The organism is Streptomyces sp. NPDC051563 (assembly GCF_044454225.1).
Classification (GTDB): Bacteria; Actinomycetota; Actinomycetes; order Streptomycetales; family Streptomycetaceae; genus Streptomyces.
Genome location: NZ_JBITDL010000002.1, coordinates 362,273 through 375,399, shown reverse-complemented (window position 1 = coordinate 375,399; position 13,127 = coordinate 362,273). Strand labels below are relative to the sequence as shown.

General features: G+C 71.9%; 12 protein-coding genes. 7 read left to right on the top strand and 5 right to left on the bottom strand.

Annotated elements, in window-relative coordinates:
- Positions 1-225, top strand: a complete 225-nt coding sequence (locus ACIA8F_RS03915) for a DeoR family transcriptional regulator (protein ID WP_399376549.1) — start codon at positions 1-3, stop codon at positions 223-225.
- Between the two features lie 101 nt (positions 226-326).
- Here ACIA8F_RS03915 and ACIA8F_RS03910 read toward each other — a convergent pair whose 3' ends face one another.
- Positions 327-725, bottom strand: coding sequence for a hypothetical protein (locus ACIA8F_RS03910; RefSeq protein ID WP_399376548.1), 399 nt, complete (start codon positions 723-725; stop codon positions 327-329).
- A gap of 260 nt (positions 726-985) precedes the next feature.
- Between ACIA8F_RS03910 and ACIA8F_RS03905 the strand changes: the two genes are divergently transcribed.
- Positions 986-2,197, top strand: coding sequence for a pyridoxal phosphate-dependent aminotransferase (locus ACIA8F_RS03905; RefSeq protein WP_399376547.1), 1,212 nt, complete (start codon positions 986-988; stop codon positions 2,195-2,197).
- 70 nt (positions 2,198-2,267) lie between these two features.
- Here the strand turns inward: ACIA8F_RS03905 and ACIA8F_RS03900 are convergent, their stop codons facing one another.
- A complete protein-coding gene (locus ACIA8F_RS03900) occupies positions 2,268-2,909 on the bottom strand; it encodes a biliverdin-producing heme oxygenase (protein ID WP_399376546.1) in 642 nt (213 codons plus the stop codon).
- Positions 2,906-4,090 carry a polyprenyl synthetase family protein gene (locus ACIA8F_RS03895; protein ID WP_399376545.1) on the bottom strand — a complete coding sequence of 395 codons (1,185 nt, stop codon included), beginning with the start codon at positions 4,088-4,090 and terminating at the stop codon, positions 2,906-2,908. The genes ACIA8F_RS03900 and ACIA8F_RS03895 overlap by 4 nt, the downstream gene beginning before the upstream one ends.
- A gap of 220 nt (positions 4,091-4,310) precedes the next feature.
- Here ACIA8F_RS03895 and ACIA8F_RS03890 point away from each other — a divergent pair, with 220 nt between their 5' ends.
- Positions 4,311-4,709, top strand: coding sequence for a hypothetical protein (locus tag ACIA8F_RS03890; protein ID WP_399376544.1), 399 nt, complete (start codon positions 4,311-4,313; stop codon positions 4,707-4,709).
- A 453-nt stretch (positions 4,710-5,162) separates the two neighbouring features.
- On the opposite strand, the gene ACIA8F_RS03885 is transcribed toward ACIA8F_RS03890, so the two are convergent.
- The gene (locus ACIA8F_RS03885; protein ID WP_399376543.1) at positions 5,163-5,360 is read right to left on the bottom strand and encodes a hypothetical protein; all 198 of its coding nucleotides are present in this window, start codon (positions 5,358-5,360) and stop codon (positions 5,163-5,165) included.
- A 1,141-nt stretch (positions 5,361-6,501) separates the two neighbouring features.
- On the opposite strand from ACIA8F_RS03885, the gene ACIA8F_RS03880 reads away from it, so the two are divergent.
- The 4 genes from ACIA8F_RS03880 to ACIA8F_RS03865 are packed head-to-tail and all read left to right on the top strand — an operon-like array spanning position 6,502 to position 11,040.
- Positions 6,502-7,590: a hypothetical protein gene (locus ACIA8F_RS03880; protein WP_399376542.1), complete on the top strand. Its 1,089-nt coding sequence runs from the start codon at positions 6,502-6,504 to the stop codon at positions 7,588-7,590.
- Between the two features lie 15 nt (positions 7,591-7,605).
- Positions 7,606-8,799 carry a toxic anion resistance protein gene (locus ACIA8F_RS03875; RefSeq protein WP_399376541.1) on the top strand — a complete coding sequence of 398 codons (1,194 nt, stop codon included), beginning with the start codon at positions 7,606-7,608 and terminating at the stop codon, positions 8,797-8,799.
- Positions 8,796-10,424 carry a substrate-binding domain-containing protein gene (locus ACIA8F_RS03870; protein ID WP_399376539.1) on the top strand — a complete coding sequence of 543 codons (1,629 nt, stop codon included), beginning with the start codon at positions 8,796-8,798 and terminating at the stop codon, positions 10,422-10,424. The genes ACIA8F_RS03875 and ACIA8F_RS03870 overlap by 4 nt, the downstream gene beginning before the upstream one ends.
- Positions 10,411-11,040 carry a hypothetical protein gene (locus tag ACIA8F_RS03865; protein WP_399376537.1) on the top strand — a complete coding sequence of 210 codons (630 nt, stop codon included), beginning with the start codon at positions 10,411-10,413 and terminating at the stop codon, positions 11,038-11,040. The genes ACIA8F_RS03870 and ACIA8F_RS03865 overlap by 14 nt, the downstream gene beginning before the upstream one ends.
- A gap of 87 nt (positions 11,041-11,127) precedes the next feature.
- Here ACIA8F_RS03865 and ACIA8F_RS03860 read toward each other — a convergent pair whose 3' ends face one another.
- The gene (locus ACIA8F_RS03860; RefSeq protein ID WP_399376536.1) at positions 11,128-12,972 is read right to left on the bottom strand and encodes a phosphoenolpyruvate carboxykinase (GTP); all 1,845 of its coding nucleotides are present in this window, start codon (positions 12,970-12,972) and stop codon (positions 11,128-11,130) included.
- Between the last annotated feature and the right edge of the window lie 155 nt (positions 12,973-13,127).

Below are 13,127 nucleotides of genomic sequence, written 5' to 3'. Positions count from 1 at the left end.
GTGCCCGCGGCGCAGCGCACTCCCGGGCAGGGAACGCCGTGCGAGGAGCGGCGCGAGCTGATCGCGGGAGCGGTGCGGGCCAGGGGCCGCGTACGGGTCGCCGATCTCGTACGGGAGCTGGGTGTCAGCCGGATGACCATCCACCGGGACCTCCAGCACCTGGACGCCCAGGGCCGAGTCCGCCGGATCCGCTCCGGCGCCACCGCGATGCCCGTCGCGGCCTGAGCACCACCCCGAGAGCGGGGGCGGGGCACCACCGACCGACCGGTGGTGCCCCGCCCCTTTTCCGCGTGTCCGCGGCCCCCGGGTTTCGCGTCCGAGGTCCCTCAGGCCCGCGCCGGTGCCAGCAGTCCGCGCCACCGGGAGCGCTCCGTGAACAGGCAGGCCCCCGCGAGGGCCGTCACCGAGGCCGCCGCCCCTGCGGGCCAGGCGGACCAGGACGCCGCCACGGCCACGACGAGCTGGAGCAGCACCAGCGCGATCGTCACCCCGCCCGGGACCGCGACGATCACCTGCGCCTTGTCCCCCGGGGTCGAGAACACCGTGGGCAGTGCGATCAGCAGCACCACGCTCGCCACCGCCGCCGTCACCGACCAGCCGGCCAGCGCCCACGGGGCCGCCACCCAGGCGCACAGCTCCGTCGCGAAGCGCAGCACCGAGGCGAGGTCCGCCTTCGGGCCGCCCGCTCCCGTGCCGCCCGCTCCCGCGTCGTCCATCTCCCGCATGCCCCGCTCTCCTTGATCACCGTCGCGCGCCGCGGTCACCTTAGGAGCCGAGAGGGTGACGAGCGCAACACCGTTGCGGCGCCCTCGGCCCGGCCCACCCATTCCGCAGGCCGGAACGGTGTACCGGCCCCGATTTCCAAGGGGTCTCGACGCCCGCACCCAAGCTTTGCGCGAAAGGGGACATAACGGGCCGCCGCCCGGCCCTCCGTTCCGGCACGAATAGCGGGGCGCGCCCGCACCCGGAGCCGTAAGCTCCCGTCATGCAGGTGATCCAGTCAACGAAACTCGCCAATGTCTGCTACGAGATCCGCGGACCCGTCCTCGAAGAGGCGATGCGGCTCGAAGCAGCAGGTCATCGCATCCTCAAGCTCAACACCGGCAACCCCGCGGCCTTCGGCTTCGAGTGCCCGCCGGAGATCCTTGAGGACATGCTCCGCAACCTGGGCAACGCCCACGGCTACGGGGACGCGAAGGGCCTGCTCTCGGCGCGCCGCGCGGTCATGCAGCACTACCAGACCAAGGGCATCGACCTGGACGTCGAGGACATCTACATCGGCAACGGAGTCTCCGAGCTGATCCAGATGTCGATGCAGGCGCTGCTCGACGACGGCGACGAGGTGCTCGTCCCGGCGCCGGACTACCCGCTGTGGACCGCGTCCGTGAGCCTCGCCGGCGGTACCGCCGTGCACTACCGCTGCGACGAGCAGTCCGACTGGATGCCGGACCTCGCCGACATCGAGCGCAAGGTCACCGACCGGACCCGCGCCATCGTGATCATCAACCCGAACAACCCGACCGGCGCCGTCTACGACGACGAGATGCTGCGCGGGCTCACGGACATCGCGCGCCGCCACAACCTGGTCGTCTGCTCCGACGAGATCTACGACCGGATCCTCTACGACGGCGCCACGCACACCAACACCGCCGTCATCGCGCCGGACCTGCTGACGCTCACCTTCAACGGGCTCTCGAAGAACTACCGCGTCGCCGGCTACCGGTCCGGCTGGATGGCGGTGTGCGGGCCCAAGAAGCACGCCTCGTCGTACATCGAGGGCCTGACGATCCTGGCGAACATGCGGCTCTGCGCCAACATGCCCTCCCAGCACGCCATCGCCACCGCGCTCGGCGGACGGCAGTCGATCAACGACCTGGTGCTGCCCGGCGGGCGGATCCTGGAGCAGCGCGACACCGCGTACGAGCTGCTGACGCAGATCCCCGGCATCACCTGCGTGAAGCCCAAGGGCGCGCTGTACCTGTTCCCGAAGCTGGACCCGTCCGTCTACAAGATCAAGGACGACCGGCAGATGGTCCTCGATCTGCTCCGCGAGGAGAAGATCATGGTCGTGCACGGTACGGGCTTCAACTGGCCCGAGCCCGACCACTTCCGGATCGTCACCCTGCCCAACGCGAAGGACCTCGCGGACGCGGTCACCCGCATCGGGAACTTCCTCGACGGCTACAGCCAGCCGTAGGACGGCCCCGGCCCGACGGCCCCCGCACGCAGCCCCGTACCCACGGGCCGCGCGCGGGGGCCGCGCCGTTCTACGGGGCTGCGGGCAGTCCCGCGGACAGTGCCACGGAGATCGCGGCAACGTGGTGGTAGGCCCGCGCGGTGGCGGTGATCACCCGGTCCGGCTCCCCCGGCCCGGCGAGCGCCCCGTTCAGCCGCGCCGTGAAACCGGCCCAGCGCTCGCGGTCACCGCTGGCGTAGTACGCCACGCCGTCCGTGTCGCGCAGCCCGTAGGCCTCGGCAACGTACCGGCGCAGGATCATGCCGCCGAGCGTGGAGCCCTCCAGTACGTAGAGGAACCCGAGCAGGGCCAGCGGGTCCGAGGCGGCGGCGCCGCGGATCTCGCGCGCGAAGGCGTCCGCGGGTGCGGCCGCGGTGGACGCCGGGAAGACCCCGTCCTCGGCGAAGTACATCAGGTCGCGGTCGATGTGGGAGAGCTTGACCAGGTCCGCCGACCACACCGAGGCCAGGCGCGGGTCGGCGGCGCGGGAGAGTTCGCCCTCCAGGGCCGCCAGGACCGTGCGGTAGGCGGCGAGCTGGTCGACGTAGCGGTCGAGCGGGAGCGTTCCGGCGAGCATCGCGCGGGAGAAGGGCGTGCCCTCCAGGTCCTCGTGCCAGCCGCGGGTGCTCGCCCGTATGCGCTCGACCACCGAGTGGCCCTCCGTGGGACTCATGCGTCTTCGCCCTTCAGCAGCGTGGCGTGCAGCCGGTCGATGAGGTGGCCCTTGCGTTCGATCGTCACGTCGAAGTAGCGCGCGCTCCGCTCGGAACGGCACACGCCGCGCACCGCCTCCATCGCCGAGCGCTTCAGCTCCACCGCCTCCGCCGCGAGGCGCAGGAGCGTCTCGCCCAGGTCGGGGTGACCGAGCACGAACTCCTTCAGCCGCGCCCCCACGAGCTCGCCCGAGGAGCGCAGACCGGCGGGGGCCGAGTCGAGCAGTTCGAGGAAGACCCGGTTGCTCAGCTGGCCGAAGTCCTCGTGGGTCTGGCGGCCGCCGTACCCGGGCACGAAGTCGGTCAGGTCGTTGAACAGCTGGCTGGCCAGCCCCAGGTCGCGCATGGCCTCGTCCAGGACCCGCCGCTCGTCCTCCACGACGCCCAGGGCCGCCACCGCCGCGTCCAGCGGCATCCAGAACAGGGTGCCCGTCTTGAGCGCGGCCATCGACTCCCAGAAGGCGATCCGCTCACCGAGGGGCGCGGCCACCAGCTCGGCACGGGTGAGCGCGGTGCGCGTGGAGACGTCGACGGCCTGGCCCGTGAGACCCCGGCGGACCGACTCCAGCAGGCTCCGTACGACGGCCGGCTCGGCCGCGTGCTCCAGTGCCGCGGTGATCAGCAGCGAGCCCGTGTTGAGGGCGAGCGGGATGCCGTGGGTGACGTGGAGCGCGGGCTCGCCGTAGCGGATGCCGCTGCCGTCCTGGATGTCGTCGAGGGCGACCGCCGCCTTCAGCAGCACGCGCACGGCCACGGCCGCGCGGCGCACGGCGGCCAGGTCCGCCCCGGAGTCCTCCTCGCCGGCCTCTCCGGGGAACCCCCGGTAGTTCCGGTAGGCCCAGAACACCATCGAGGGCCGCAGCGGGGCCCGGCCCGCGGGCGCCCCCGCGGCGGGCGCCAGCGCCTCCTGGCCCACCTTGGAGCCGACGGCGTCGGCGACCGGCGCGTACAGGGACCGGCCCAGCACGGCGTCGTACAACGAATCGGTCGCGGACGACCCCTGCCCCTGCCGCGCGGGCGGGGTGGTCAGCGAGGCCAGGAAGGCGGCCAGGTCGTCCTCCAGGAGCGCGGCATCACTCCTGACCAGATCCTCGACCCCGGATATGCCCGATCCGTCCGACACCTTTGACACGCCCGGCATGTCCGCAAACCCAGCCATTCCCACCCACTCTGAACATCACAAACGTCGGCCCGCAATAGGTTCACCCGTACGGATGCCGAAAGCAGCAGCGTGATCGCGCCCTTCGGCCGCCACAAGGCAGATTCGAGACACATTCAACCTGACGCACGTGAGCAAGATTCAGCTCAACTTTAGAACGAATCCAATGTAGGATGGTCTCCTGACCACGCAGGAGGCCTCCATGTACGAGCCGATTCGCACCAAGGCGGTCGACCCCCGCATAGGCGCCCACCGCAGCGACTACCCGCGCAGCAGCCGCGCCGAAGCCCTGGACATCCAGCTCGCCGGGCACCTCGCGGCGCTGCTCACCGTGACCGACGAGCTCGGCCTCGACGAGGCCGCCGCGGTCATCGCCGCCCAGGTGACCCGCCTGCGCGGCTCCCAGCCCGCCCGCGCGGCCCAGCGCCCCGGCCGGGAGCCCGGCACCGAGGACGCCGCCGCGCTGCACCAGCGCGCCCACGACCTCGCCGCCCGCGCCCTGCTCGTCGCCGCGTCCCGCGCCGACACCACGGTCGCGATCCTCGCCGCCGAGCGCATGGACGCGCACGCCGCCGCGCTCGACCTCGTCGGCGCCCACTGACGGCCCCGGTCCGGGGCCGCGCAGGCTCCGGACCGGGCGCCACACCTCACGGGGCAACCCGCCTCGGGCCACCGGCCGCCCCGCCCCTGCCCGACGGGCCGACCCCGGCTCGGTGGATGCCCCAGCTCGGCGGATGCTCCAGGCCAGCGGATGGCCCGACCCGGCGGGTGACCCCTGGCCGGAGGCCCACCTCAGCCCTGCCCGCCGTGACGCCCCCGCGCAGCGGAGCACGGGTCCTGCCTGGCCCGTCCGCCCCTGACCGGCGGGTGATCCCGCAACCGTGCCGCCCCCGCACAGTGGAGCCGGGCCCTGCGCAGCAAAGCTGAATCCCGTCTGGCCTGTCCGCCCCTGCCCGGCTGATGGGGCAGACCAGCGGATGGGCCTGACCGGCGGGCCGATCCTGCCCGGCCGCGCCGCCCGCGCCGCGGGGCCGGGCCCTGCGGGGTTTGTCCCCTACCCGCCCTTCGCCCGTTCCCCGGGCTCCGCCCGGACCCGCGCCTCAAACGCCGGCGGGGCTGAGAATCCCCGGACCGTCAGGCTGCCGCGCAGCGGCATGTCCAGCCCACCGGCGAACCCGAGGATGCCCAGGCCGCCGCACAGCGACTGGTCGGCCTCGGCGGCGGAGCCGAGGATGCCCGGACCGCCGGGCATCCGCACGTCCGGCCTCGTCCACGGGGCTTGGCACGCCAGGCCGCCGCCGCACAGCGGCATCGCTGCCCTAGCCGACAGAGCCGGGGCCGCCGGGCTGCCGCGGACCAAGGTGGCCGACCTAGCCGGCGGAGCCGGGGGTGCCCGGGCTGCCGCCGAGCGACGTGGCCGACCTAGTCGGCGGAGCCGGGGGTGCCTGGGGACGTCCGGCTGCCGCGCAGCGGCGTGGATGACCTAACCGGCGGAGGCAGGGGCCCGGACTGCCGCGGAGCGGCGTGGATGGCCTAGCCGGGGGTGCTGGGCTGCCGGGTGGCGGGAGGTTCAGCCTCGCCGGCGTTTGAGGCGCGGGGGCTGGGGCGGAGCCCCAGGGAACGGGCGAAGGGTGGGGCTGGGGCAAACTCCGCAGCCGCGACGCCGCACCAGGGGATCGTGGCCGGGGGCCAGACCGGGCCGACGGCCTCCGCCCGCTCCGTCGCAGCCGGACGGACACCCGGGATCCTCACCAACACCTGCGGCCCCCGGGCGACCGGAACACCTGCGGCCCCCTGCCCGGCCGGGCCAGTCGAGTCAGCACCCGGAGCGCCCTGGCCAGTCGGAGCACCCGGAACAGACGGCCCACCCCGAACAGCTGGGGCACCCGAGGTACCCGGAGCACCCAGGGCAGACGGCCCACCCCGGACAGCCCGGCCACCCCCGCCGCCCGGGGTATCCGCGCCACCCGGCGGGGCCAGGGTCGGGGCCGGGGGTTCGCGGAATTCCACGGTGACCACGTAGGACCCCGGCTCCGGGTAGCCGTTGACCGCCTCGACCGAGGCGACCACGCGGCGGCTCGTCGGGTCGATCCGGCAGTCGGTGATCCGGACGTCGTCCGGCGCGGCCCCCGCCGGCCGCACCGCGGGCCGCCCGCCCGCCCACACGTACAGCCCCAGCGGGGCGAAGACCAGCAGTCCCGCCACGAACACCAGGGCAACCAACCAGCCCTGCCACTTCAACGCGCTCACGCCCATGGCACGATCCTCCCGGCCCCCCGCCCCGGTCACCAGCACTCACGGGCCCACACAGCATTTCGAAGTGGGACCGCCTGGTCACCTCGCGTTCATTCAACTCCGCGCGGAATGTGGGTTTCCGCGAGCACTCTGCACCCGTGAGACGCATCCTAGGAATCGCCCTGGCGGTCCTCCTGGTCGGCGGCGTGATAGCCGCCATCGCCATCGGGGGAAAGAAGCCGGAGGGCACGGCAACGAAGACCGTGCGTGGCGTCATCGGTTCGGAGAAGTCCGAGTTCTTCCGCGACCCCGACGTCGTCAAGGCCCTTGCGGACAAGGGCTACACCGTGAAGACCGAAACCTCGGGTTCCTGGGCGATGGACCAACTCGCCCTGAAGGAATTCGACTTCGCCTTCCCCAGCAGCAGTGAACCGGCCACGGAGATCGAGGCGGCGGCCGGGGTGAAGGGCGCGCAGATCAGCAAGCCCTTCTTCTCCCCGCTCGTCGTCATCGCCCGCGCGAACGCCGCCAAGGTCCTCGCCGGCCACGGCCTCGCGAGGATGACCGCCAAGAACTCCGGCACCCTCCTCCTCGGCCCCTTCCTGAAGGCCGCCGCCGAGGACAAGACGTGGCAGGCGCTCCAGGGCGGGACGAGCGCCTATCCCGAGCTGGCCGGCACGGTGTTCGTCAAGACCACCGATCCCACCACCTCCAACTCGGGCGCGCTCTTCCTCGCCACCGCCTCGAACGTCGCCAACAACGCGACCGTCGTCTCGGACGACGCCGGCATCGACCGGACCGCGCCCCTGATGAAGAAGCTGGTCTCCGTCCAGGGCGCCCTGGAGCAGAGCACGGACGACCCCTTCCGCTCCTTCATCAGCGGCAGCGGCGAGCCGCTGATCCTGGCCTACGAGTCCCAGGTGGCGAGTCTGCTCCAGCAGAAGCAGGCAACGGGGGACGTCGGCGACATGGTGGTGCTCTACCCCGACACCACCGTCAACTCCCCGCACACCTTCGTGCCGATCAGCGAGAAGGCCAAGGAGCTCGGCTCCCTGCTGGCCACCGACCCGAAGCTGCGCTCGCTCGTGGTCCGCCACGGGTTCCGGCCGACGGAGGGGGTGGCCGAGTTCACCGCGGCCACCGCGCCGCACACCGCGTACCTCAACCCGGGGCTGACCGGCATCCGCCAGGTCGGCGCACCGACCGTCAAGGTCCTGATGGCGCTGGCCGCGCGCGCCAAGGGATAGGGGGAGCAGAAGATCATGACGCTGACACCGCCCGAAGAAGGGCCGCTCGTCCTCACCGCCCCCGAACCCGTGGCCCCCGTCAAGCGCGAGCAGGCCTCCGGCCTGGTACCGCTCCAGGACGGGGTGCGCGAGGAGATGGCCCGCCGGGCCGGGGAGTACGTCGGCTCGCTGGCCGGCATCGACAGCCGCTCCCCCGATTTCGCGACCCGCATCGGGGAGATCACCGGCCTCGGCGCCGCCGACATTCGCGGGGCCGCCCAGCAGTCCAACCGGATGCTGGAGCGGGCCGTACGCTCCCTCGGCGCGGACGGCGGCGGCGACGCCCAGGCCCGCGTCGCGGGCTCGCTCGTCGAACTGCGCCGCACAGTCGAGGACTTGGACCCCAGTGCGAGTTCCGCCGGATCGGGTAAGGGAGTGCGCAAGCTCCTCTCCAAGCTGCCCGGCGGCAACAAGTTCCGCGACCACGTGGCCAAGTACGCCTCCTCGCAGACCACCCTCAACCGGATCGTGGGCGCGCTGCGCGGCGGCCAGGACGAGCTGCGCCGCGACAACGCCGCCCTGCACACCGAGCGCGCCCGGCTGTGGGAGACCATGGGCAAGCTCCAGGAGTACGCGGTGCTCACCGAGGCCCTGGACGCGGCCGTGGAGCAGCGGATCGCCGGCCAGAGCGATCCACAGCAGGCCGACGCGCTGCGCGCGGACGTGCTGTTCCCCGTACGGCAGAAGCACCAGGACCTGCTGACCCAGCTGGCCGTCTGCGCGCAGGGCTACCTGGCGATGGACGTGGTCCGGCGCAACAACGAAGAGCTGATCAAGGGCGTCGACCGGGCCGCGACCACCACGGTGTCCGCGCTGCGGATCGCCGTGATGCTGGCGCAGGCCCTGAACACCCAGGGCGAGGTGATCCAGCAGATCAACACCCTGCGCGACACCACCGAGGGCCTGATCCGCGGCAACGCGGAGATGCTGTCCACGCAGAGCGGGGAGATCCAGCGGATCGCCGCCGACCCGGCCGTGGGTGCGGAGACGCTGCGGACGGCCTTCGCCCAGATCTACAAGACGCTCGACACCATCGACACCTTCAAGGTGCAGGCGACCGAGAACATGGCCGCCACCGTGGAGTCCCTGACCGGTGAACTCCAGCACGCCTCCGCGTACCTGGCGCGCACCCGTACCGCGAGCGCCCTGGAAGGCGGCGATGCCCGATGAACGCCATGAGCATCCGCGGCGCCGTGCTGCGCAGACGGCTCGCCGCGGCGGTGGCCCTGGCCGCCACCCTGCTCGGGGCGAGCGCCTGCTCGGAGAGCCCCGACCACCCCGCGCCGAAGCAGACCGCGTACCAGGAGGGCAAGCTCCGCGTGCTGGCCTCCAGCGAGCTGTCCGACATGGACGAGGTGCTGAAGGCGGCGAAGGCCGCCACCGGGGTGGGCGTGGAGCTGACCATGTCGGGCACCCTCGACGCGGTCGAGCAGATCGCCTCCGGCAAGGCGGACGGCGCGTACGACGCCGTCTGGCTGTCCTCCAACGACTACCTGCGGCTGCGGCCCGAGGCCGCGGGCAAGCTGTCGAGCGAGACCCCGCTGATGTCCTCGCCCGTCGCCCTCGGCGTGAAGCCCGAGGCCCTGGCGCGGCTCGGCTGGAAGCCGGAGTCGGTGACCTGGTCGGCGGTCCACGAGGCCGTGGCCGCCGGGAAGCTGACGTACGGGATGACCGACCCGGTGCGTTCCAACTCCGGTTTCTCCGCCCTGATTTCGGTGGCCTCCGGGCTTTCCGGCGCCCAGGCGGCGCTGACCGACGCCGACGTGGCGAAGGCGCAGCCGATGCTGAAGGGGTTCTTCACCGGGCAGAAGCTGACGTCGGGCTCCTCGGGCTGGCTGGCTTCGGCGTACAAGCAGCGCGGGGACGTGGACGCGCTGGTGAACTACGAGTCGGTGCTGCTGTCCATGAACCGGGACGCGAAGACGAACCTGACGGTGATCCGGCCGCTCGACGGCGTGGTCACGGCCCACTACCCGCTGACCCTGCTGACCTCGGCCCCGGCCGGGGCCCGCGAGTCGGGGCGGGTGCTGACCGAGTACCTGCGGGGCACCGAGGCGCAGAAGGCGATCACGGAGAAGACCTTCCGGCGGCCCGTCGCGGCCGGGGTGGCCCCGGCGGCCGGGCTGAACCCGGACAAGCGGCGCGAGCTCCCCTTCCCCGGCACCCGCTCGGTGGCGGACGGGCTGCTGGCCAGCTACGAGAACGAACTGCGCCGCCCCTCGCGCACGGTGTACGTGCTGGACACCTCGGGGTCGATGGCCGAGGAGGACCGGATCGGCCGGCTGAAGGCGGCGCTCACCGACCTGACGGGGACGGGGAGTTCGGGTACCGGGGAGCGGTTCCGGGACCGTGAGGAGGTCACGCTGCTGCCCTTCGGCGACAAGGTGAAGAAGGTGCTGACGCACACGGTCGAGCCGGGCAACGCCGGGCCCGCGCTGGACGCGATCCGGGGAGACGTGAAGTCGCTGCAGCCGGACGGGGGCACGGCGATCTACAGCAGTCTGCAGGCGGCGTACCAGCAGCTCGGCAAGGGCACCGCGGACGCCTTCACCTCGATCGTGCTGATGACGGACGGCGAGAACACCGCCGGCGCCGGGGCCAAGCAGTTCGACGCCTTCTACGCGGGGCTGCCCGAGGCGCAGAAGCACACCCCGGTGTTCGCGGTGCTGTTCGGCGACTCGGACCGCAAGGAACTCGCCCACATCACCGAGCTGACCGGCGGGCGGCTCTTCGACGCCACCGACGGAAACGGTTCGCTGGACGGAGCATTCGAGGAGATCCGTGGCTACCAGTAGGGCTACCGACACAGCTACCGGCAAGGCTCTCGGATACCTCGAGTCGAAGAAGAACCTGGCCGGCAGCGCCTGCGGACTGTTCGGGGTGGGTCTGACCCTCACCGGGGTGGCCGGCACGTACTGGCCGCTGGTGGTGGCCGGGCTGTACGGGGCGGGCGCGCTCGTCGCCCCGCCGGAGGTACCGGCGCCGCCGGTGCCGCCGGAGCTCGCCGAGCAACTGGGCTTCGTACGGGAGGACTTCGCGCGGCTCCAGGAGTACGTCGGCGAGGTGGACCTGCCGTCGGAGCCCGCCGGGGTGCTGGCCGGACTGCTGGACCTGTACGCGGCGATGCTGGAGCCGGGCTGGGTGGCGGGCGTGCTCGCCGCCGACCCGGAGGCGGTGCACGCGCTGACCCGGGCCATCCGCACGGACGTGCCGGAGTGCGTGGACACCTACAACCGGACCCGGTGGTGGACCCGGCTGACGGCGGGCGGTGAATCGCCCGAGCGCCACCTGGAGCGGCAGCTGACGCTGTTGCGCGAGGAGGCGGAACGCATGACGGCGGACCTCCGTGAAACGGAGGCCCGCCGCCAGCAGACGCACACGACCTATCTGGAAGGCCGCAGGGAAACCTAGATCGGGGAATCCCGCGTCAACCCGTGGCCGGGGACAGCCGGCCGCAGGAGTTCTTCGGCGGTGCCGGTCGCCCGGCGGGGGGTGGGATCAGCCCAGGCGCTCGACGAGCGCCTCGTACTGCTCCCACAGTTCCTTCGGCGTGTGGTCGCCGTAGGTGTTCAGGTGCGCCGGGACCAGGGAGGCCTCGTCGCGCCAGACCTCCTTGTCGACCGTGAGCAGGAACTCCAGGTCGGCGGCGGGCAGGTCCAGGCCGTCGGTGTCCAGGGAGGCGACGGTCGGCAGGATGCCGATCGGGGTCTCCACGCCCTCGGCGGCGCCGTCGAGGCGCTCGACGATCCACTTCAGGACGCGGCTGTTCTCGCCGAAGCCGGGCCACACGAACTTGCCCGCGTCGTTCTTGCGGAACCAGTTCACGTAGTAGATCTTCGGGAGCTTGGACTGGTCCTTGTCCTTGGCCACGTCGACCCAGTGACCCATGTAGTCGCCCATGTTGTAGCCGCAGAACGGCAGCATGGCGAAGGGGTCGCGGCGCAGCTCGCCGACCTTGCCCTCGGCGGCGGCGGTCTTCTCGGAGGCGATGTTCGAGCCGATGAAGACGCCGTGGTTCCAGTCGAAGGACTCGGTGACCAGCGGCACCGCGGAGGCGCGGCGGCCGCCGAAGAGGATCGCGGAGATCGGGACGCCCTTGGGGTCCTCCCACTCGGGGGCGATCGTCGGGCACTGCGAGGCCGGGACGGCGAAGCGGGCGTTGGGGTGGGCCGCCGGCGTGTCGCTCTCCGGGGTCCAGGCGTTGCCCTTCCAGTCGATCAGGTGCGCGGGCGCCTCTTCGGTCATGCCCTCCCACCAGACGTCGGAGCCGTCGGGGGTGAGCGCGACGTTGGTGAAGACGGTGTTCGCGTACATGGTCTTCATGGCGTTGGCGTTGGTGTGCTCGCCGGTGCCGGGGGCGACGCCGAAGAAGCCGGCCTCGGGGTTGATCGCGTAGAGGCGGCCGTCCTCGCCGAAGCGCATCCAGGCGATGTCGTCGCCGACGGTCTCCACGGTCCAGCCGGGGATGGTGGGCTCCAGCATGGCGAGGTTGGTCTTGCCGCAGGCGGAGGGGAAGGCAGCGGCGATGTACTTCGCTTCGCCGGCCGGCGGGGTGAGCTTGAGGATCAGCATGTGCTCGGCGAGCCAGCCCTCGTCGCGGGCCATGACGGACGCGATGCGCAGGGCGTAGCACTTCTTGCCGAGCAGGGCGTTGCCGCCGTAGCCCGAGCCGTAGGACCAGATCTCGCGGGTCTCGGGGAAGTGCGAGATGTACTTGGTGGTGTTGCACGGCCACGGCACGTCGGCCTCGCCCTCGGCGAGCGGAGCGCCCAGGGTGTGGACGGCCTTGACGAAGAACCCGTCGGTGCCGAGCTCGTCGAGGACGGCCTGGCCCATGCGGGTCATGGTGCGCATGGCGACGGCGACGTAGGCGGAGTCGGTGATCTCGACGCCGATGGCGGAGAGCTCCGAGCCGAGGGGGCCCATGCAGAAGGGGACGACGTACATCGTGCGGCCCTTCATGGAACCGCGGAAGATGCCGCCCTCCTCGCCCTCACCGGTGAAAAGGGCCTTCATCTCGGAAGGGGCCTTCCAGTGGTTGGTCGGGCCCGCGTCCTCCTCCTTCTCGGAGCAGATGAAGGTCCGGTCCTCGACGCGCGCGACGTCGGAGGGGTCGGAGGCGGCGTAGTACGAGTTCGGGCGCTTGGCCGGGTCCAGCTTCTTGAAGGTGCCCTTGGAGACGAGCTCCTCGCAGAGGGCCTCGTACTCGGCCTCCGAACCGTCACACCAGACGATGCGGTCGGGCTGGGTGAGGGCTGCGATGTCACCGACCCAGGAGATGAGCTCCTGGTGCTTGGTGGGGACGTCGGAAGTGGTGGTGCCAGCCGCGATGTCGCGCGCCACGATCGCTCCTTGTTGAGGGGTTTGATTTGTGATTGCCCCGTGGGGGCCGCGACCCGGACGCTTCGCGCTCCGCTCATCCGGTGTCGACCGCACTCATCTGATCATCCGGTGCGTGTGCGCATATGTCCAGGGGGCCTCTCACGTGAGCATCGCCA

Bases quoted from the DNA above. Each gene is read 5' to 3' on its own strand.
- ACIA8F_RS03900 (WP_399376546.1), bottom strand. From the start codon at position 2,909: ATGAGTCCCACGGAGGGCCACTCGGTGGTCGAGCGCATACGGGCGAGC.
- ACIA8F_RS03875 (WP_399376541.1), top strand. From the start codon at position 7,606: ATGACGCTGACACCGCCCGAAGAAGGGCCGCTCGTCCTCACCGCCCCC.
- ACIA8F_RS03895 (WP_399376545.1), bottom strand. From the start codon at position 4,090: ATGCCGGGCGTGTCAAAGGTGTCGGACGGATCGGGCATATCCGGGGTC.
- ACIA8F_RS03870 (WP_399376539.1), top strand. From the start codon at position 8,796: ATGAACGCCATGAGCATCCGCGGCGCCGTGCTGCGCAGACGGCTCGCC.
- ACIA8F_RS03910 (WP_399376548.1), bottom strand. From the start codon at position 725: ATGCGGGAGATGGACGACGCGGGAGCGGGCGGCACGGGAGCGGGCGGC.
- ACIA8F_RS03885 (WP_399376543.1), bottom strand. From the start codon at position 5,360: ATGCCCGGCGGTCCGGGCATCCTCGGCTCCGCCGCCGAGGCCGACCAG.
- ACIA8F_RS03890 (WP_399376544.1), top strand. From the start codon at position 4,311: ATGTACGAGCCGATTCGCACCAAGGCGGTCGACCCCCGCATAGGCGCC.
- ACIA8F_RS03905 (WP_399376547.1), top strand. From the start codon at position 986: ATGCAGGTGATCCAGTCAACGAAACTCGCCAATGTCTGCTACGAGATC.